Origin of the sequence: Roseateles albus (assembly GCF_028595345.1) — a bacterium.
GTDB lineage: Bacteria > Pseudomonadota > Gammaproteobacteria > Burkholderiales > Burkholderiaceae_C > Paucibacter_A > Paucibacter_A albus.
Window position 1 is genome coordinate 381,676 of sequence record NZ_JAQQXT010000002.1, and the last position, 20,324, is coordinate 401,999.

Annotated in this window: 16 protein-coding genes; 5 read left to right on the forward strand and 11 right to left on the reverse strand. The window is 63.4% G+C overall.

Features of this window, described 5'->3' with window-relative positions:
• Nucleotides 1–11 precede the first annotated feature (11 nt).
• Both PRZ03_RS04610 and PRZ03_RS04615 read right to left on the reverse strand, forming a co-directional pair.
• On the reverse strand, nt 12–1,580 hold the full coding sequence (locus PRZ03_RS04610) for a flavin monoamine oxidase family protein (protein ID WP_273599221.1): 1,569 nt from the start codon (nt 1,578–1,580) through the stop codon (nt 12–14).
• A complete protein-coding gene (locus tag PRZ03_RS04615) occupies nt 1,581–3,146 on the reverse strand; it encodes a polyamine aminopropyltransferase (protein WP_273599222.1) in 1,566 nt (521 codons plus the stop codon).
• A 76-nt stretch (nt 3,147–3,222) separates the two neighbouring features.
• On the opposite strand from PRZ03_RS04615, the gene PRZ03_RS04620 reads away from it, so the two are divergent.
• Complete coding sequence (locus tag PRZ03_RS04620) at nt 3,223–3,480, forward strand: RNA-binding S4 domain-containing protein (protein WP_273599349.1); 258 nt, start codon at nt 3,223–3,225, stop codon at nt 3,478–3,480.
• A complete protein-coding gene (gene rraA, locus PRZ03_RS04625) occupies nt 3,480–3,974 on the forward strand; it encodes a ribonuclease E activity regulator RraA (RefSeq protein ID WP_263532029.1) in 495 nt (164 codons plus the stop codon). The genes PRZ03_RS04620 and rraA overlap by 1 nt, the downstream gene beginning before the upstream one ends.
• 6 nt (nt 3,975–3,980) lie before the next feature.
• Here rraA and PRZ03_RS04630 read toward each other — a convergent pair whose 3' ends face one another.
• The 4 genes from PRZ03_RS04630 to PRZ03_RS04645 form a co-directional block, all read right to left on the reverse strand.
• Nucleotides 3,981–6,158 carry a putative bifunctional diguanylate cyclase/phosphodiesterase gene (locus PRZ03_RS04630; RefSeq protein ID WP_273599223.1) on the reverse strand — a complete coding sequence of 726 codons (2,178 nt, stop codon included), beginning with the start codon at nt 6,156–6,158 and terminating at the stop codon, nt 3,981–3,983.
• 66 nt (nt 6,159–6,224) lie between these two features.
• Nucleotides 6,225–6,929 carry a phosphoserine phosphatase SerB gene (serB, locus tag PRZ03_RS04635; protein ID WP_273599224.1) on the reverse strand — a complete coding sequence of 235 codons (705 nt, stop codon included), beginning with the start codon at nt 6,927–6,929 and terminating at the stop codon, nt 6,225–6,227.
• A gap of 12 nt (nt 6,930–6,941) precedes the next feature.
• The gene (gene mfd / locus PRZ03_RS04640; protein ID WP_273599225.1) at nt 6,942–10,406 is read right to left on the reverse strand and encodes a transcription-repair coupling factor; all 3,465 of its coding nucleotides are present in this window, start codon (nt 10,404–10,406) and stop codon (nt 6,942–6,944) included.
• A gap of 67 nt (nt 10,407–10,473) precedes the next feature.
• Nucleotides 10,474–11,514, reverse strand: a complete 1,041-nt coding sequence (locus PRZ03_RS04645) for an RNA methyltransferase (protein WP_273599226.1) — start codon at nt 11,512–11,514, stop codon at nt 10,474–10,476.
• Nucleotides 11,515–11,718: 204 nt separating this feature from the next.
• Here PRZ03_RS04645 and ispD point away from each other — a divergent pair, with 204 nt between their 5' ends.
• Entirely contained in the window at nt 11,719–12,441 is a 723-nt protein-coding gene (gene ispD / locus PRZ03_RS04650) for a 2-C-methyl-D-erythritol 4-phosphate cytidylyltransferase (protein WP_273599227.1), read from the forward strand.
• Nucleotides 12,442–12,534: 93 nt separating this feature from the next.
• Nucleotides 12,535–13,275 (forward strand): helix-turn-helix domain-containing protein, encoded by a 741-nt coding sequence (locus PRZ03_RS04655; RefSeq protein WP_273599228.1) that lies wholly within the window; start codon nt 12,535–12,537, stop codon nt 13,273–13,275.
• Here the strand turns inward: PRZ03_RS04655 and PRZ03_RS04660 are convergent, their stop codons facing one another.
• Nucleotides 13,276–15,426 carry a patatin-like phospholipase family protein gene (locus PRZ03_RS04660; protein ID WP_273599229.1) on the reverse strand — a complete coding sequence of 717 codons (2,151 nt, stop codon included), beginning with the start codon at nt 15,424–15,426 and terminating at the stop codon, nt 13,276–13,278.
• 251 nt (nt 15,427–15,677) lie between these two features.
• Between PRZ03_RS04660 and ispF the strand changes: the two genes are divergently transcribed.
• A complete protein-coding gene (gene ispF / locus PRZ03_RS04665) occupies nt 15,678–16,205 on the forward strand; it encodes a 2-C-methyl-D-erythritol 2,4-cyclodiphosphate synthase (RefSeq protein ID WP_273599230.1) in 528 nt (175 codons plus the stop codon).
• A 74-nt stretch (nt 16,206–16,279) separates the two neighbouring features.
• Here ispF and PRZ03_RS04670 read toward each other — a convergent pair whose 3' ends face one another.
• The 4 genes from PRZ03_RS04670 to ompR all read right to left on the reverse strand — a co-directional run bounded on the left by PRZ03_RS04670 (nt 16,280) and on the right by ompR (nt 20,178).
• Nucleotides 16,280–17,095, reverse strand: a complete 816-nt coding sequence (locus PRZ03_RS04670) for a hypothetical protein (protein WP_273599231.1) — start codon at nt 17,093–17,095, stop codon at nt 16,280–16,282.
• A gap of 813 nt (nt 17,096–17,908) precedes the next feature.
• A complete protein-coding gene (locus PRZ03_RS04675; protein ID WP_273599232.1) occupies nt 17,909–18,046 on the reverse strand; it encodes a hypothetical protein in 138 nt (45 codons plus the stop codon).
• A gap of 42 nt (nt 18,047–18,088) precedes the next feature.
• Nucleotides 18,089–19,411: an ATP-binding protein gene (locus PRZ03_RS04680; protein WP_273599233.1), complete on the reverse strand. Its 1,323-nt coding sequence runs from the start codon at nt 19,409–19,411 to the stop codon at nt 18,089–18,091.
• Nucleotides 19,412–19,443: 32 nt separating this feature from the next.
• Entirely contained in the window at nt 19,444–20,178 is a 735-nt protein-coding gene (ompR, locus tag PRZ03_RS04685) for an osmolarity response regulator transcription factor OmpR (protein WP_263532041.1), read from the reverse strand.
• Nucleotides 20,179–20,324 lie beyond the last annotated feature (146 nt).

Consider the following 20,324-nt stretch of genomic DNA (forward strand, 5'->3'; position numbering starts at 1 on the left):
GGGTCTCAAGCTCAGCTTCGGCTTCCGGCCAGGCTCGCTCCCAGCTCATAGCCGCGCGTGTAAGCCTCCTCAAAGACCGAGTAGCCGGCCAGATCGCTGTGCGCAAAGTGCAGGCGGCCTTGCGGCTGTAGCAAGGCGCTCAGCGCCGCCGAGCTGCGCACGCCCGGTACCGGGATGCTCATCGCATGACCCCAGCGGGCCAGATCTGCGCGCTGCAAGTTCGCGGCCAGATCGGGGTGGACGGTGCCCAAATCCGCCAACACCAGGCGCAGCCAATGGCGCCAATCCTGTTGCAGCAATTCGCCGCGCCGCGCCTGTGACAATGCCCAGTAGGCGCTCAACACCGTAGGTCCGGCCTTGGGCACGAGGGCTTGATGCATGGCGTCCACATAACCCAGCGCTTGGCTGGCATAGACCACATTGTCCCAGGACGGCGGCGCGCCCGTGCGTTGCAGCAGGGGGGCTTTGAGCTGTAGATTGGCTACCAACCAAGGCGCATAGCGCAACTGCTGGGCGGCGGCCTTGAGTGGCGTCAGCGCCTGGCCCAGCAGTTGGTTGGCGATGAAGAGCGGCGTTGCCAACACGACTTGATCGGCCACCCAGCGCTCAGGCGTCTGCTTGGCCTCGTTCCAGGCCAAGACCTCCACCTGATGTTTGCCGGGTGCTACGCGCAAGACGCTGCGGCCGCTGTGGATCTGGTCGGCCAAGGGCTGGGCCATTGCATCGGTCAAAAAGGCATTGCCTTGGGGCCAGGTCAGGACTGCCTCGCGTTCGCTGTTCGAGTTGGCGGGGTGAAAGCCATGTCGGCTGGCGAAGTAGTGCAGCCCTGCCCAGGCTGAGACGTCTTGAATGCCCGCGCCGTAGTCGTCGCGGCAACAGTAGTCCAGATACCAAAGCAGCTGAGCATCGTGCAGGCCTTGCTGCGTCAGCCAAGCGGCGAATGTTTGTCTGTCCAGCGCCGTAGCCCCAGGGGTCCAGCGCGCGCGCCGGCTCGGCATGGCAAAGCCCAGTGTGGCCTGCGCTTGGTCAACGGCGCGCTCGAACATCTGCTGCTGTGCGCTTGCCGCCGCGCTGAGCGGCGGCGGCAACAAGCCTTCGTGCCAGGTGCCGTCGAAAAACAGCCGCTCTTGCGGGCTGTGGCAGAGATGGCGCTCGTCCCACACCGCGCGACCCAATACCTGGCGCACCAGACCTAACTCTTCAAGCAGCTGGTAGACCTCAGGTGAAGCTGGACCGGGCAAAGGTAAATAATGCGCGCCGGTCGGGCAGGGCATGCCGCCCATGCTGTGGGCGCGACTGTTGCCGCCGCAAGCCTCTTCTAGTTCCAGCAATGCAAAGTCTGTCATGCCCGCCTGGCTCAGGGCGCGGGCGCAGGCAAGACCGGAAACGCCGCCGCCGATGATCAGAATTTTTGTGCGGCGCAGTGGGCCATCGCCGGCCTTGGGCACAGGTGCACGCAGGCGGTGGCCGCGCTCGAGATCTGCCCCGCCGACCCAGCCTCCTGCTAAAGCCGCGTCTGCAGGAGCGCAGCCGGCCAGCAGGGCCGCGCCGCTGCCCAGTAACAACTCACGCCGTTTCAATCAATGCACCTTGCCCCATTCCGCTTCGAACTCATGCACCAACTGCTGGTTTGACAATCGGTTCACTTCGGTCGGCACGCGCGCCATATCGGGGGGGAAGTTCAACAGGGCTGGCAGCCCGCCTAGATCCAGAAACTTCAACCCCTCTGGCAGCGTGCTTGGCCTTGCCCAGGGGCGCCGGCCGGCCAGCACAAAGCCCCATTCGCCAAAACTCGGCACATGAGCGTGGTAGGGCGTCGTCGTCAGGCCGGCCGCTTCCAAGGTGCTGACCACCGTCCAGAAGCTGCGTCTGGCGATCAAGGGTGAGGTGGTCTGCACCACGGCGTAGCCGCCGGCCGCCAAATGCTGGTCGATCAACTGATAAAAACTCGTGGTGTAGAGCTTGCCGAGCGCGAAATTGCTGGGGTCGGGGAAGTCGATCACGATCACGTCGAAGTAGCCGGCATGTTGCTCCAGCCAGCCAAAGGCGTCGGCATTGACGATGTTCAGCTTCGGTGAAAGCAGCGCATCGCCGTTGAGTTGGCGCAGCAGGGGCAGGGTGGAGAACAGCCGCGTCATATGCGGGTCCAGCTCGACCAGGGTGACGCTTTGCACGCTGGGGTAACGCAATACTTCCCGCACGGCCATGCCGTCGCCACCACCCAGCACCAAGACCTTTTGGGGCGCGCCGTGGCCGGCCATGGCCGGGTGCACCAAGGCCTCGTGATAGCGGTACTCGTCTTTGGAATGGAACTGCAAATTGCCGTTCAAAAACAGACGCGTGCCGGCATTGCCTTGGGTGACGACGACACGTTGGTAGTCTGAACTTTCTCGCACCAGAATGTGCTCGCCGTAGAAGCGGTCCTCGGCCCAACTCGTCAGTCGGTCCGCACCCAGCATCGCCACCAGCAGCAGGCCCAAGCTGGCCGCGCAGGCCAAGGCATGAGCGCGCCAGGCGCGCAGTTGCGAGCGAAAGAGCCACAGCGCCCAGATCGCCACCAGCACATTCAAGAGCCCAAAAAACAGGCCCGTGCGCACCAGTCCCAAATGCGGCACCAGCAGCAGCGGAAAAGCCAGCGCCACCACCAGGGCGCCCAGGTAATCAAAGGTGAGCACCTGCGAGACCAAGTCACCCAGCTCATAGCGCTCGCTGAATTGCTTTTTGAGAATGCGCATCACCAAGGGAATTTCCAGCCCGACCAAGGCGCCAACCAAGAGCACCAGGCCGTAGAGCAGCACCCGAAAGGCCGCCACTTGGCCGGGTGGCAGCAGGCTGTGGGCCACAAAGAGTGCGGCCGGCATCAGCCCGCCAATCACGCCGACTAGCAACTCGATCTTCAAGAACTGCGCCACCAGCTGGCGCTTCAAATAGCGGCTCAACCAGGAACCCAGGCCCATCGCGAACAGATAGGTGCCGATGATGGTCGAGAACTGCAAGACCGAGTCGCCGAGCAAGTAACTGGCCAAGGCACCGGCCGTCAGCTCGTAGACCAGGCCGCAGGCGGCGATGACAAAGACGCTGGCCAGCAGCAACAACTCGGGCAGGGATATGCGGCCGGCGGGGCTGGGGGCGGTAGGAGATGGCATGGCCGCGAGCTTAGCCGATGCTTGGCATTGCTTTTGGCATGGAGGCGGCCAGGTTTGAGACAATCCGGCCATGAAGATCTCTCAAATCGAATTTGAACTACGCGGCGAATACATCGAGTTGGACAAGCTGCTCAAGGCCAATGGCTTGGTCGAGAGCGGCGGGCGCGCCCGCGTGTTGATCAGCGAGGGCCATGTGCAAGTGAACGGGCAGGACGAGCTGCGCAAGACGGCCAAGATACGCGCCGGTCAGGTCGTGTCCATGCAGGGCGTACGCATCAAGGTCTTGGCCGACCCTTTGGCCGACCCTTTGGCCGATGGCAGGGTGCAATCGTGATGGATCAAGAATTTTCGACCTGTGATTTTTGCGATGCTCATAAAAGCGATGACTCGGGCAACTTCCGTTGGATGCCCGGCGTCTTTCGCAGTTATGGCGGACTGAGTCGCTTTGCTGGCCCAGTCAGCACGGTCAAATGCTTTGAGGACAATAGCCTGGTCAAGGCCGCCGTGGAGAGTCCCGGAAACGGGCGCGTCTTGGTGGTCGATGGCGCCGGCTCGCTGCGGCGGGCTTTGCTGGGCGGGCAATTGGGTATGGCCGCCGCTCATCACGGCTGGGCCGGGCTTGTGATCAATGGCTGTGTGCGCGATGTGGCCGAGCTGGCGCAGGCGCAGGTCGGCATTCTGGCCTTGGGCCTTGTGCCTATGCCCACCGATCGCAAGGGCCAAGGTCTGGCCGACGTGCTGCTGCAGGTTCAGGGTGTCAGCATTCGCCCTGGAGATTGGCTGTACGCCGACGCCGACGGCGTGGTGATCAGCGCAAATCGCCTGTAACTTTCGTCAGCGAAGCTTGAGCCAGGCCTGCAAGTCCTGCGCGGACTGTGGGCGGGCGAAAAAGTAACCTTGAGCGATTTCGCAGCCGGCTTCGATCAGTACGCGCCGCTGCCCCTCGGTCTCGACACCTTCGGCCACCACGGCCAGGCCCAAGGCGCGGCCAATGCCGATCACGGCGCTGGACAGCGCGCGGTCATCGGCGTCGGTCTCCAGATCGCGCACAAAGCTTTTGTCGAGCTTGAGCTCGCTGACGGGCAGACGCTTCAAATAGCTCAGGCTGGAGTAGCCAGTACCGAAATCATCTATGGACAAGCGCACGCCCATTGAATGCAGTTGATTGAGCTGGTCCACGGTGCGCGTCTCATGCTCCAGCAGCAGGCGTTCGGTCATCTCCAGCGTGATCTGTTCGGCGCGCAAATCATGTTTCTGCAGCAGCGAATGCACATGCGCTGCCACATCGTCTTGCTGAAATCGGGTGGGCGAGACATTGACCGCGACCGCTTGAATAGCCACCCCTTGTTCGCGCCAGCTGGCCAGTTGCGCGCAGGCCGCCTCCAGCACCCAGGCATCCAAGGCGTTGACCAGGCCGCATTCTTCGGCCATGGGGATGAAGGTGTCGGGCGGCACTTGGCCATGTTGCGGATGCCACCAGCGCAGCAAGGCCTCCGCACCGACCAGCGCGCCGTCGCTCAAGCGCACCTTGGGCTGATAGTGCAGGGCCAGCGAATTGCTCGAAAGCGCCAGGCGCAGCGCGCTTTCAAGCGCCATGCGGGTGTCCAGGGCTTGATTCATTGCCGGCAGGTAAAAGCGCGCGCAGTTGCGGCCGGCCCGCTTGGCTTCGTACATGGCGATATCGGCATGCTTGAGCAGCTTGTCGAGCTCATGGCCGTCATCGGGGTAGCAGCTCACACCGATGCTGGCGCTGATCAGCAGCGGTGCATCTTGGCCCGTCAGCTCCAGCGGCAGCTCCAGGCTGGCCAGCAGCTTGGCCGCGACCTGCATCGCATAGCTGGCGCTGCAGCCGGGCAACCAGGCAACAAACTCATCGCCGCCAAAGCGCGCCAAGGTGTCCGCCTCGCGCAGGCAAGCACTCAGGCGCAGCGCGGCTTGGCGCAGCACCTCGTCGCCGCTGGCGTGGCCCAGGGTGTCATTGACGGTTTTGAAGCGGTCCAAGTCCAGCAACAGCAAGGCTGCGGGCGCGCCTGTGCGCCCGGCCAGCGGCAAGCCCTGCCGAACCCGATCGGCAAACAGCGTGCGATTGGGCAAGCCGGTGACACCGTCGAAATAGGCCAGGCGCTCGATTTGGCGCAGATGCTCGTCATGCTTGAGCGCCACCGTGCAGAGCTGCTCGCAGGCCTCGACCATGCGGCGGTGAAAATCTGCCGCAACGCGGGCCTCGCGGTAATAGAGTGCGAAGGTCGCCCCGACCCGTTGCGGGTTGAGAAAAATCGGTGTCGACCAACAAGCACCGAGGCCAAAGGACAGGGCCAAGGCCCGATAGTCGGCCCACAAGGGGTCATTGGCAATATCAGTGACCTGCACGGCTTGACCTCGAAAGGCTGCCGTGCCGCATGAGCCCACCGATGGGCCTATGGCCAGCCCATCCAAGGCTGCGCTGAAATTGGAGGGTAGGCTGGGTGCAGCCAAGGGGTGCAGCAAACCGGCCTCGTCCACCGCGAGCACCGAGCAGATGACGTCCGGTGCCAAGGCTTCAACACGCCGGCACAGCAGGTCCATCACGACCGGCAGCGGCCGCCCCAGCGCCACGGCCTCCAATACATCATGCTGGAGTGCTGAGACCGCCTCGCGCTCGATGCGCTCGTCCATGGGGCGCAACAGCATCAGGGTCAGTTTTGACTCGGCGTCGGGCAGTGACTGAAACTGCAATTCGAAGCTGCGTTGCCCGCCCTCGGCCAGAGTGAGTTGCAGCAACAAGGTTTGTTGCCGGAGTTCGGGAGGGCCGTCCTGGCGCATCAGGGTCTGCCAGCGTTCAAGGCTGAGATCTTGAAAGCACTCGTGCAGATAGTCCGCCGCGACGCTGAATTGGCGGAAATAGTGATTGGAATGCCGAATCGTTGCCGATTCATCCACCCAGATCAGGCCAAGACTGGCCTGATCCAGCGAGTCGAATAGCTGCTGGGGCGCCAAAGGCGGCAAGGCGGGCGGGGCAGCGTGATCAGGCATAAGCTTAGGGCTCGCTTGGATGGTCCAAGTCCATCCTACGCCAGCTTTAGCTAGGTTTAGCCAGGTTTAGTTGCGAGTCATCAAACTCAGCAACTGCTCAAGCCCGCCTGCGTTGATCGCCACCATCGCCTGCTCGCGCACCCGGGGTTTGGCGTGATAGGCCACCGACAGGCCGGCCGCGCCCATCATCAAGAGGTCGTTGGCGCCGTCACCGACCGCGATGCATTGCTCGGGGCTGCAGCCAATCTCGGCCGCGCATTGCAGCATCATGCGGCGCTTTTCTTCGCCGTCGCAGATATCGCCCCAGTCCTGCATGACGAGGCCGCCGGTGAGCAGGCCGTCTTTGACTTCCAGCTCATTGCTGCGCACAAAGTCCATGCCCAGCTCGGCGGCCACATAGCGGGCAAAAAACGTGAAGCCCCCCGACACCAGCAGCAGCTTGACGCCGGCGGCCTTGAGCGCCGCGCACAGCTCGCGCGCGCCGGGGTTGAACTGCAGACGCTCCTTCAAGACGGCATCCAGCGCCGTGACCGGCACGCCCTTGAGCAGCGCCAAGCGCCGGCGCAGGCTGTCTTTGAAGTCGGTGATTTCGCCCCGCATCGCCGCCTCGGTGATGGCCGCCACCTCGGCCTTGCGGCCGGCAGCATCGGCGATCTCATCGATGCATTCGATGCTGATCAGCGTCGAGTCCATGTCGAAGGCCGCGAGTTTGAAGTCGGCCAAGGCCAACGGCGGGGTGATGCCTTGCAGCACTAAATTCGTTGTCGTCATCTTGAAGGTCTATCAGTCTTGTTTGATCGGAGCGCCCAGCAGCCGCAGCACTTCGCGAATCGCCTGCGCCCGGTCCTTGGGGTCGCTGAGCGCCTTGTCGATGCGCAACTTGTCGTTGCCGACCAGCTTGATGTTGCGGTTCTTCTGCACCAGCTCGATCACCCGCATCGCGTCGATCGGTGGATTGGGGCGGAAGTTGATATTCATCGCCAGCGGGGCGGCATCGATCTTGGCCACGCCGTATGGCTTGGCCAGCACGCGCAGGCGGTGGGTATCGAACAAGGTCTGACCCTGGCTGGGCAACTTGCCGAAACGGTCGGTGACTTCTTCCAGCAACTTGTCGATCTGCTCGCTCTTCTCCGCCGAGGCCAGGCGCTTGTAGAGCGAGAGGCGCTGGTGCACATCGCCGCAGTAGGCGTCGGGCAGCAGGGCGGGTGCGTGCAGATTGATTTCGGTGACGGCGCCCAAAGGGCTGAGCAGATCGGGTTCTTTGCCGGACTTGAGCGCGCGCACCGCCTCGGCCAGCATCTCGTTATAGAGCTGAAAGCCGATTTCCATCATATTGCCGCTCTGGTTCTCGCCCAGCATCTGGCCGGCACCGCGAATTTCCAGGTCATGCATGGCGAGATAGAAGCCCGAACCTAACTCCTCCATCGCCTGGATTGCGTCCAGGCGCTGCGCCGCCTGCTTGGTCAGCCCTTCGATATCGGGCACCAACAAATAGGCGTACGCCTGATGGTGGGAGCGGCCGACCCGGCCTCGCAGCTGGTGCAGCTGCGCCAGACCGAACTTGTCGGCGCGCGCCATGATGATGGTGTTGGCGCTCGGCACGTCGATGCCGGTTTCAATAATTGTCGAGCACAGCAGCACATTATGTTTGCCGCCGACGAACTCGCGCATCACGCGCTCCAGCTCGCGCTCGGGCATCTGGCCGTGCGCAATGATGATGCGCGCCTCGGGGACCAGCTCGGCCAATTTTTGGCGCCGGTTCTCGATCGTCTCGACCTCGTTGTGCAGAAAGTAGACCTGACCGCCGCGCTTCAACTCGCGCAGAATCGCCTCGCGTATCGTGCCGCTGCTCTCGGCCCGGACAAAGGTCTTGATTGCCAGGCGGCGCTGCGGTGCCGTCGCGATAACGCTCAAGTCGCGCAGGCCTTCGAGGGCCATGCCCAAGGTGCGCGGGATCGGCGTGGCGGTGAGCGTCAGCACATCGACCTCGGCCCGCATCGCCTTCATCTGCTCTTTGTGGCGCACGCCGAAACGGTGTTCCTCGTCGATCACCAAGAGGCCCAGCCTAGCGAACTTCACATCCGGGCTGAGCAGCTTGTGGGTGCCGATGACGATGTCGATGGTGCCGTCGGCCAGGCCCGCCATCGCGGCCTTGATCTCCTTGGCGGAGCGGAAGCGGCTCATCTCGGCCACGCGCACCGGCCATTTGCCGAAACGGTCAGCGATGTTCTGGTAATGCTGCTCGGCCAGCAAGGTGGTCGGCGCCAGGATGGCGACCTGCTTGCCGCCCATCACGGCCACAAAGGCCGCGCGCAGCGCCACCTCGGTTTTGCCGAAGCCCACATCGCCGCAGACCAATCGGTCCATTGGCTTGGGGCTGATCATGTCCTGGATCACCGCATGGATGGCCGCGCGCTGATCGGGTGTTTCCTCAAAGCCGAAGCTGGTGGCAAAGGCCTCGTAGTCGGGGCCGGAGTAGCGGAAGGCATGGCCTTCGCGGGCGGCTCTGCGGGCGTAGAGATTGAGCAGCTCGGCGGCGGTGTCGCGCACCTGTTCGGCCGCCTTGCGCTTGGCTTTTTCCCATTGGCCGGAGCCGAGGCGGTGCAGCGGCGCTTCTTCGGCGCTGACGCCGGTGTAGCGGCTGATCAGGTGCAGCTGCGAGACCGGCACATAAAGCGTGGCCTCATCGGCGTAGATCAGGTGCAGGAACTCGGACGGCCCGTCGCCGATGTCGATATTGATCAGGCCCTGGTAGCGCCCGATGCCATGGTTGTTATGCACCACCGGATCGCCGACCTTGAGCTCGGACAAGTCCTTGATCAGCGCATTGACGTCGGAGACCTGCTCTTGTTTGCGCCGCCGCCTTGTCGTCGGCGTGGTCGCGAACAATTCCGTTTCGGTAAAGAGCTGAATCTGTCTACCGTCTTCAGGCTCACGCCAGAAGAAGCCGGCGGCCAAGGGTGCGACCGTGATCGCGAACTTCTCGGTACTAACTTCGAACTCGGCCAGATTTGCGACCGAAGGTGGATCGATCTTGTTGTCGCGCAGCAGCTCCAGCAGGCTCTCGCGCCGGCCTTCGCTTTCGGCCAGCAGCAAGACCCGGTGCGGCGTCGCCTTCAGATGCGCGGCCAAACGCGCCAGCGGCTCCTGCGCGCCGCGCTCGACGCTGACGTCGGGCAGCGGCCGCGCATAGTCAACCGGCTCGGAACCGCGGATCGCGAGCACCGGATGCACATGGGTCAGTGCAAAAAAATCCTCGACCTTGAGGAAGAGCTCTTCCGGCGCCAGGATGGGGCGCTCGGGGTCATGCTGCAAAAAGCGATGGCGCTCGCGGGTGTCGGTCCAAAAGCGCGTCAGCGCCTCGTCGACCTCGCCGTGCAGCGCCAATGCGCATTGCTCGCCCAGGAATTCGAAAATGCTGGCGGTTTGCTCGAAAAAGATCGGCAGGTAGTACTCGATACCGCCGGACGCAATGCCTTGGTCGATGTCTTTGTAAAGGCGTGAGCGGGTCGGGTCGCCGTCCATCTTCTCGCGCCAGCGCGAGCGAAAGGCCTTCCTAGCCGCCTCATCCATCGGGAACTCACGGCCCGGCAGCAGCCGCACCTCGGGCACCGGGTAGAGGCTGCGCTGGGTGTCGGGGTCAAAGGTGCGGATCGAGTCGACCTCATCGCCGAACAGGTCGACCCGGTAGGGCACCAAGGAGCCCATCGGGAAAAGATCGATCAGGCCACCGCGCACCGCGTATTCGCCCGGTGACACCACCTGGGAGACATGCGAGTAGCCGGCCAGCGTCAGTTGCGACTTCAGCGCGGCTTCGTCGAGGCGTTGCTTTTGCTTGAAGTTGAAGGTGGTGGCGGCAAAGAAGCTCGGTGGCGCGAGGCGCGTCAGCGCGGTCGCGGCGGGCAAAAGGACCACATCCAGCTCGCGCTGGTCGGCCGGCTTGCCGCGGCTCTGCAGCAGCTGCCAGAGCGTGGCCAGGCGCTCCGAGATCAGGTCCTGGTGTGGGCTGAAGGTGTCGTAGGGCAGGGTCTCCCAGTCTGGGAAGACGCCAACGCGTAACTGCGGCGCAAAGAATTTCAGCTCGTCCTCGAGCCGCTGCGTGTCGCCCGGCTCGGCCGTGAAGATCGCTGTGATGCGCCCCGCAGCCATCTGCTGCACGGCAAAGCGGGCCAGCAGCAGGGCGTCGGCCGAGCCGGTCGGGCGCGCCTGGGTGAATTTCTTGCCGGGAGAGATCAGAGGAAGCTGCATGGGGCCACAAATGGAAACAGCCCCGGGGTGGGGCTGCCATGATTGTAGGCAAGCCCCGCGCGCCGACTCAGTTGTGGGGTCGCCGGGGGTGGATCTTGACCGGGGCGCTGCCGGTTTGCGCCCGCGCGCGCAGTTGGCCGCAGCCGCCGTCCACATCCTGCCCCGCTGAGTCGCGCAACTTGGTCAGAATGCCGCGCTGGTGCAGATGGCGTGCGATCGCGGCGGCTTTCTCCCAGCTCGGACGCTGGAACTCGAGGTCCGGGATGGCGTTGTAGGGGATCATGTTCAAGAGCGCGTATTTGCCGCTGAGCAGCCGCACGATGCCATCGAGTTCCTCGGCGCTGTCATTGATGCCGTCCAGCAACGTCCATTGATATTGGATCGGGTAGCCGGTCGCGCGTGCATAGCGTTCACCGAGTTCGACTAGCTCATCCGGCGTCAGGCGCGGCGCGCGCGGCAGCAGGCGTTCGCGCAACTCCGCCTTGCTGGTGTGCAGCGACAGGGCCAGGGCCGGCTTGACCTGCCCCTCGGCCAAGCGCGTGAAGATGCGCGGGTCGCCGACGCTGGAGAAGACCAGGTTCTTGTGGCCGATATTGCCTTCGCTGCCGAGCAAGTTGATCGCCTCGATCACATTGTCGAGGTTGTGCGCCGGCTCGCCCATGCCCATGAAGACGACTTTTTTGACCGGCCGCAGGGTCCGTGCCAACGTGACTTGGGCGACGATTTCGGCGCTGGAGACCTGGCGGATCAAGCCGTCCCGTCCGGTCATGCAAAACACGCAGCCAACCGCGCAGCCCACCTGGGACGACACGCACAGGCCGTCGCGTGGCAAGAGCACAGATTCGACCGTTTGCCCGTCCTGCAGGCCCACCAGCAGGCGCGCCGAGCCGTCCTCGCCGGGATGGCTGGAGATCAAGCGGGTCAGGCCCGCCAACTCGGCCTCGATGGCCGGCAAAGCCTCCCGCAGGGCCAGCGGCAGGTAGTTGCCGGGGCGCCGCCGGCCGCTGTCGCGCACGCGCACCTGCACCCAGTCGCGCAGGACGCGTTGTTCGTGTTCGGGTTTTGCGCCGAGCGCGCGCAGGCGCAGGCGTAGGTCTTGGATCTGCATGGAGCCGGGCATTTTAGAGCGCCACCCGAGGAGGCTGTCGGACTTGGAGTCCGGCGGCTGCGAACCGACCGCAGCCGTCCATTCGGCACCGTCTTTTTGCCCCATAGCCGGGCTATGGGGCTGCAAATCCGGCACCAACTGTCCTGGCTGGGGCCGATTCTCGCTTTCGCCGCTCCAAGTCCGCCAGCCTCCTAGAATGAAGCGATGATGAGCCAGAACAATTACACGGTGGGTGTGCAGCCACGCTGTTATGCCTTGGTGCCGGCCGCCGGCATCGGCAGCCGCTCGGGCGCAGAGGGCCCCAAACAATATGTGCCGTTGGCCGGGCGGCCGATGATGGCGCATACCTTGAGCGCCTTGGCGCGGGTGCCGGGCCTTGCCGCCACGCTGGTGGTGCTGGCGCCGGACGATGACTTGTTCGAAGGGGCCATGCCCGAGTTTGTCGGTGAAACGAGCTGGCTGGCGCGTTGCGGTGGCGCCAGTCGGGCCGAGACGGTCGCCAATGGCTTGCGTGAACTGCTGGCGCGCGGTGCCCAGCCGCATGACTGGGTGCTGGTGCATGACGCGGCGCGTTGCTTGCTGCGCCCCGAATGGGTCGAGCGCTTGATCACCGCCTGCGAAGCCGATGAAGTGGGCGGTTTGCTGGCTCAGCCCTTGGCCGATACCTTGAAGGCATCAAACCAAGGCAGGGTTGCATCAACCATCTCGCGGGCCGAGAAATGGGCGGCGCAAACGCCGCAGATGTTCCGCCTCGGTCTCTTGATGCCGGCGCTGGCTCATGCAGGCGAATCCATCACCGACGAGGCCAGCGCGATCGAGGCCTTGGGCCACAGCCCCTTGTTGGTCGAATGCTCAATCGAGAACTTCAAGGTGACTTGGCCCGAGGACTTCGCGCTGGCCGAACGCTTGCTCAGCACGAGGTCTTAAGGGCTGGCTTCATTGATTTTCGGGACTTCCAGGGTATTTCTCTATGTTTGGTATTAATATTCGCCACCAAACAAGCCGAGCCTGGGAGGGTGTATGAGCAGTCCGGAAATTTTGATTCAAGTGCTGCGCAGCGAAATGCGCGCCGCCGATATGACCTACAAGCAGCTGGCGCTGCGTCTCGCGATGAGCGAATCCAGCGTTAAACGGGTGTTTTCGCAAGGCGATATGAGCCTGAGCCGGCTGGAGCAGATCTGCAAAGCGGTCGGCGTGGCGATGGAAGATGTGTTGCGCCAGGCGGCCGATTGCGCGCCCCATGCCGACACGCTGACGCTCGATCAAGAGCGCTCATTGGTGCGTGACCCCAAGCTGCTGCTGGTTGCGATTTGCTGCCTGGGCCACTGGACGCTGGCGCAGATCATCGAGGTCTATGCGATCAGTGAGACCGAGTGCATCGGCTATTTAGTCAAACTCGACCGGCTGGAACTGATCGAGCTGAAGGCGATGAATCGCTACCGCATGCGGGTGTCGATTGCGTTTCGCTGGATCGCGGATGGGCCGGTGCAGCAGTTCTTCCGCAAGCATGTGGTGGATGATTACTTCGGCGGACGTTTTGATGCGCCCGGCGAGGCCTTGCTGTGCGTGCATGGGCGCCTGTCCAACCCGAGCGCGCAGGAGTTGGTACAGAAAATCCGCCAGTTGGCCGCCGAGTTGGCGCGCTTGCACCAGGACGATCAGCGCCTGCAGGCCAGCGAGCGTGACGGCTTCACGCTGCTGCTGGGTCTGCGTTCATGGGAGTTTGCGCAGTTCACCGCGATGCGCCGAACAGCCGATTGATTACCAGATTGGCCCCAGGAACAGATACAGCGAAGATCTGCCCTGATAGGTGCTGCCCGCCGCCAGGTAGAAGGGGCCAAAGCGGGTGTCCAAGGACAGAAAACCGCTGGCGGCCAGCTTGGATTCGGGCAAGGCAAAGGCGAACAAGCTGTTGTCGCTGGCGCGCAAGATTGATCCCGCTTCCAGCGAGAAGCCGGCGCGAATGGCACCGCCCAAGCCGACCGGCATCTGTGCAATATTGCGCGCCATCACCAGGCGGGTCATCGCCACGGCCCGGCCGCTCAATGAGCCTTGCGGCGAGCCGGAGAGGCGCAAGAATCCGCCCAAATCTCCGGTCGTGCCGATCGACGAGGAGGCCACTTCGCCATACACATGGCCGGCCCACTGGCCCCAGCGGAAGGCGCTCAGGCCTCGCAACTCCACCTTGCCTACTGACTCCTTGTCGCGGTTTCGGTACTCCTCCAAGCTGAGACCAAACAGCAGGCCCCGGGTCGGGAAGGCCAAGGAGTCCAAGGTGTCGGTCCGGATCTCCATGAATCGGTGCGAGTAGTAGCCGTTCAGCTGTTCGGCATTCTGAGGCTCGGGAATCGTCAGCCTGGCGCTTTCCCGCAGCTTGCCTACGCCAAGGCGCACATCGCCCCAATTGGAGAGCTGCCGGCCCAAGGCCACCGAGACCTCCGCGCCATTGGCGCTCACCCTAGCGGTACGCAAACCCAGACTGCTGTATTGGTCAATGCTGCCAGCCCGGTAATGCGCTTCGGTGCTCAGGAACCAGGGTGAGCCGGCACCCAAGGGTTGAAACAACTCCGTGCCCAGCCAGCGCTTGTCGCCGATGCTGGCATTGGTGCGCAGCTCGGCGCCCCATGGGTTGAGCCAGGTCCACACATGCATCAGCCGCACCGTGAAACGATTGGCGTCATCAAAGTCGCTGTAGAGCTCCAGTCCGACTCTGAGGCGGCTGCTGGCCCAGTCGGCCTCACTGACGTTGAGGGTGACCTGGCGTTGGCCTTTTTCGTCGCTGATCTGCGCGTCAATACGCTCGAAGTCGCCGCGCCCATAGAGCTGCGCGCTGGCTTTTTGAATGTCGCCGACGCTGACCGGCTCTCCCAGCGGCAAGTCGATTTCGGCCTTCAATGCTGCAGGGTTGCTGCGCTGCGTGCCGCGAATCTCCAGGCTGGCCAAGGGCAGGCGCTTGCTGGGGTTTGCCGCTTCAGCCGTTTGCTGCCGCCTGGATTCCAGTGCAGCGTAAACCTCGGGCGGTATGGCCAGCTGGCGCAGACGTTCATGCGAGGCAAACGCAGCCCGCTGACCGGAGGCGACCGCTTCCTGGTGGCGACCGAAGTCCATGAAGGCGATATTGCCCAGATCGGGGTCGATCAAGACATCGTCGGGCCGCAGCCCCCGCAACGATTGGGCGACGTTTTGATTGGTCAGAATCTGCAGCATCTGGTTGGCGACGCCGACCGCGCTGTTGATCTCGCGTTCTTCCAGCAGCGGTGAACCCACATTGACCGCGATGATGATCTCGGCGCCCATTTTGCGGGCGATATCGATCGGTAGATTGCGCACCAGGCCGCCGTCCACAACCTGCCGGCCATTGATGCGCGCCGGGGTGAACACGCCGGGCACTGCCATCGAAGCGCGCATGGCCAGGAACAGCGGCGTGTCAATCATCTCCAGCATGTCGCCGCTGAGCAGGTCGGTGGCCACGGCGCGAAAGGGCAGGCTCAGTTGGCTGATCGGCGCTTCGGCTTGCGCGGGCGGCACCAGGCGCTCCAGCGCAAATTCCAAGGCGCTGTTTCCCGCTGCCGAGGGGGGCAAGCTGACGCCGGTGGCGCGGTGCAATCCCAGTTCGATGCGTGAGGGCAGCAGTTGGTCCTCCTCGCGGCGGCGAAAACTCAGGGATTGACGCGGCGGCCGGTCCGCAAGAATCGCCGGCCAGTCGGTGCCCTGAACAAAGTTCTCCAACTCCTCGATGCTGCGCCCGGAGGCGAAAGCGCCGCCCACCACCGCGCCCATGCTGGTGCCCACCACCACGTCCACCGGCACATGCAGCTCTTGCAGCACTCGCAGCACCCCGATATGGGCCAGGCCGCGCACGCCGCCGCCGGACAGCACCAAGCCGATCTTGGGGCGTTTGAGTGCTTCCACAGGCGCAGCCTGCGCAGCGGCTTCTTCTTGAGCGAAGCCAGTGCCGGTACTCAGCGCCAGTGCAGACGCAACGAAAAGGAGAACGCATTGCCGCCGCCGGCTTGTGGCCAGCTTGAGGCAGGTTTGAAAATTTGATGCAGGCATGGTCAGCAGATGGGCAAGGCCGCGAGCGTAGCGCAGCTTTGTGTAAATCCGCGCTAAGCTCGCGGCGTTTTTGATCTAGGCTCGCTGCCTTAGCTCCCACCAACGCCATGACACAAACTCAAACTCCTGCCTTACCGCCGCACAGCCCGATGCCCTGCCCATTCCGAATCGGCGAAGGTTGGGACACCCATGCTTTGGTGCTGGGCCGGCCCCTGGTGCTGGGCGGCGTCACCATCCCGCATACACATGGCCTGCTGGGTCATTCGGACGCCGACGCGCTCGCGCATGCAATCACCGATGCGCTGCTGGGCGCAGCGGCTTTGGGTGATATCGGCAAGCTTTTTCCTGACACAGCGGCCGAGTTCAAAGGTGCCGATTCGATGGTCTTGCTGGCCGAGGCCTACCGCCGCGTGCGCCTTGAGGGCTGGCAGATCGTCAATATCGATAGCACCATCAAGGCCCAAGCGCCCAAGATGGCGCCCCACCTTCCCCTGATGCGAGCCCGCTTGGCCGAGGTGTTAGGCCTGGAGATTGGGCAGATCAATGTCAAGGCCAAGACGGCCGAGAAGATGGGTCCGGTCGGCGAGTGTCAGGCCATCGAGGCGCAGGCGGTTTGTCTGTTGGCCAAGGGCTGAGCGCCGAAATATTGACAAAGCCCCTGCCGCGCCATGCGCTGCAGGGGCCCTGTTCTGAATGCCGCTGGGGCTGTTTACAGAGCCTTCTTCACCCAGGCTTCTAGCTCGGCCGCAGTGATGGTCTTGGTCAAGACCGGCGTGGCGTTGCCGGGCTCGCGCAGCTCCAAGATATAGGTTTTGCCATCGGCGCTTTCTATGGCCGTCAACGAAGAACCGTCGCCCCGGCTGCTGATCTTGACGCTATTGGTCTTGGCGTCGCCGGTGATCACCAGTTTTTGCGGGAAGCGCGAAGTGTCGATCACGACCATAAGATTGCCGCTGGCGTCCAGCGTAAGGGCAAAAGTGTCGGTGCGGGCATTGCGGAGCACGCTGAGGTCGATCACGGCGCTCACCGGTGTGCCGTCGGCCTTGACGCTGACCTTCAGGTCGCCGTTGACCTTCTGCATGGTCAGATCGGTGTCGCTGGTGCGCAGGTTCAGATCTTTGATCTTGACGCTGCGGCTCAGGCCGTCGGGGCTGTCAACGCTTTCGGTCAAAGTGCCCGAGGCAATGAAGACCGGCCCGGTCTTGCAATTCACGGCCGTGTAGGTCCGCAGCTTGTCTGCAATGCTCAAATCAAGGCTGCCGCCATCGACACAGGCCAGGCTGCCCGGCTGGGTTTGAGTGAAGCCGACGGCAATGGGCGCCAAGCCGGCCCTGATCAAACCCTCGCTTTGGTCTGTACTGCCTGCCGCGATCCCCAAGACGTCGCTGTAGTTGGCGCTGTTGATGGACGCGGTTTTGGGCTCCGGCTTCGGCTCAGGGTCGCTGCTGCTCCCACAGGCGCTCAAGATGAGTGCGCTGGCGCTCAGGCACAGCAGGCAGGAAATGGATTTCAGGTTCGCTTTCATCGCAAGTCGCTCCGATCTTTATGCCCCGGTAGGGGCTGTTGGCGTGGTGGTTTGGGTGGACGCGCTGCAGTGTTGCGCAGTTCGCGAGCCCTTGCCAGCCGCCCCTCAGAGGTGGCGAAATTTGCGCCCTCAGGAGGCCTAACTTGCTACTTGCCTGTGCAAACCAGCGGCCTCAGAGCGCGCCACACCAACTGTTCCACATCGTTGGTCGATATGACTTTCACCAAGGTCGGTGTGTCTGAGCCCTTGGCGCGTACCTCGAGTGTTTTGTAGTAGTTGACCTTACGGTCTGCGGCGACATCGGTATGAATCGCAATCCAGTGCGTCGATAGGCGCCCACATCCTGCGCGTAGACATAGGGGCTCAAAGTGTCGGCACCCACTCGGCTTGCGCCAAACAGGTCGGCCCAAGTATTGGCTTTCGCTATCAGAGGGTTCGGAAATTGAAACTTTGTCGCCATCGTGCGTGCCGCCGTAGGCCAGGTAGAAGGGGCCTAGGCGTGTGCCCACGGCCAAGAAACCGCTGGCCGTCGACCCGCACCGGCGAGAACAAGTCCGGTGCCGCCATCAAGGCCCGCATGGCGAGGAACAGCGCTTGATCGCTCAGGGTGACCAGCCGCCCGTCCAGCAAATCGGTTGCGAGGGCTCGAAACGGCAGTGGCAACTATTGCAGACCTTGCTCGCTCTTGGCGCCCTGGGGGCCAGGCGTGTCAGGGTGAATTACAAGGTGCTGTTGCCGGCCGCAGCGGGCGGCAGCGTCAGGCCCTTAAATTTGACGCCGAAGTCAATTCTGGATGCCACCAAGCGGTCATCCTCAGCGGCGCTGAAAGCTCAGCTCGCGGCGCGGCGAGCGGTCAGCCAAAATAGCGTCCCAATCGGAGGCACGTACAAAGGCAGCGAGCTCTTCAACGCCCAGGCCCGAAGCAAAGGCGCCGCCCACCACCGCGCCCATGCTGGTGCCATCTAGTCAAACCCCTGCGGGTTTAGCCTTGCCTTAGCTGGCCTTTTGCAACTTGATCACCGCGAAAAGGCCGCCGCCTTCGGCATTGCCGATCTCCAGCTGGCCGCCCAGGCGCTGCACCGATTTCTCAACGATGGCCAGACCCAAGCCCGCGCCATTGGCGGCGGTGCGTGCGGCGTCGCCGCGAAAGAAGGGCGTGGTCAGCTTGGCCAATTTGTCCGAGGGCACGCCTCTTCCATGGTCGCGCACCAGCAGATGCACCCAGTTGCCGCTGATGCTGGCTGTTACTTCAACTTGCGCAGGGCCATCGTCGGCCCGGCCGTAGCGGCGGGCGTTCTCGAACAGATTCAGCAGCACGCGGCCCAGCTCGGTGTCGTCGGCCCAAACCTTGAAGTCAGACTGCACCCCGTTTTGAATCCGGATCTGCTGGGGTTCGCGAAAGCCCTGGGCCACCCGGTCCACCACTTCGCCCAGCAGCAGCGGCTGTAACTGCAGCTCCGAAGGGCGGGCATAGTCCATGAACTTGTGGATGATGGCGTCGAGCTGATCGATGTCTTGCGCCATGAACTGGCGCGCTTGCTCGTCCGGCACGCTCATTTCGGCCTCCAGCCGCAGCCTGGCCAGTGGCGTGCGCAAGTCATGCGAGATGCCGGCCAGCATGACCGTGCGGTCTTCTTCCATCTTGGCGAGCTCGCGTGCCATCCGGTTGAAGCCCATATTGACGTCGCGGATCTCGCTGGTGCGGGTGCTTTCATCCAGCACCGAGTCGTACTCGCCCTCGCGGATGCGGTGCGCCGCCAGGCTCAGATCTCGCAGCGGCTGGTTGATCAGGCGCGTGATGGCCGCCGATCCCAGCACCGTACCGATCAGGGCAATCAGCAACCACCAGCTATTGGTCGAATTGGCGATGCTGAAGGGCCGTGCGCTGGTTTGCAGCCAATAGGCGTCCTGGCCAATGTTGAAGCGCACCCACAGGCCGGGCGTGCCGTTGACGCTGCGCGCCACCACGGTATCGGGCCCAAGCCGGCCGCGCATCTCGGCAGCGAGCTGCTTGGCGAAGTCCGAGCTGTCGTAGGGCTGCCAGCGGTCATGCGCCTCGGCCACGCGCACTTGCACCGTCTCGCTGCGTGCCAAAGAGCTCAGGACGGCAACGCGGTTGATGCTGTCGGTGTCGGCCAGCGCGACCCGGCTCAGATTGACCAAGCCGGCCAACTGCTGCGCCGCCTCGAGCGCGCGCGGCTCCGCCTCCAAGACTTTGAATGTTTGTTGCCAAGCCAGCACCCCACCGGCCAGCAGCAGGGCCAAGAGCGCAAAAGTGCGCCAGAACAGATTCAGCGCGAGCTGGGGGCGTGGCACGGCTTAAGTAGACTTGGTTTTAGCGAAGAACCCTAGGCCGTTTCGTCCGGCACAAACACATAACCCACGCCCCAGACGGTTTGGATATAGCGTGGCTGAGCCGGGTCGGTCTCCAATAATTTGCGCAGGCGAGAGATCTGCACATCGAGGCTGCGGTCAAAGGGTTCGAAGTCGCGGCCGCGTGCGAGTTGGGCCAGCTTGTCGCGGGTCAGCGGCTGACGTGGGTGCCGAACCAAGGCCTTCAACATCGAAAATTCTCCGGTCGTCAAGGGCAGCGCCTCGCCGTCCCGCGACAGCCGGCGCAGGGCCAAGTCGAATTCAAAGGGCCCAAAGTTGACCGTCATCGCTTCTTTGGATGGGGCGCCTGGTGCTTCCATCACAGGGCGACGGCGCAGCACCGCGTTGATGCGCGCCAGCAGCTCGCGCGGGTTGAAGGGCTTGGACAAATAATCATCGGCCCCGACCTCCAGGCCCACGATGCGGTCCACATCCTCGACCTTGGCCGTCAGCATGATGATGGGCGTCAGGTCATTGCCGGCGCGCAGCCGGCGGCAGATCGTCAGGCCGTCTTCGCCTGGCAGCATCAAGTCGAGCACGATCAGATCGACCGTCTCGCGGCTGAGCTGCTTGGTGAGGGCGCGGCCGTCTTCGGCCAGCAAGACTTCAAACCCTTCTTGGCTCAGATAGCGGCGCAGCAGGTCGCGGATGCGAGCGTCGTCATCGACGATCAAAATGCGATTAGGCCGCGTGGGGGGCGTGCTGGTCATGGCCGTAAGTCCTGGTTAGTCCGGGTTGATCCTGATTTGTAACAAGCTCATTGTGAGTGCGTTTTGGTCTGTTTTGGCACCGCACTGACAGCTCGTTACAGTTCATTAACATCTCGGGCCTGGCCCGGGCGAGATTCCGTGCAATG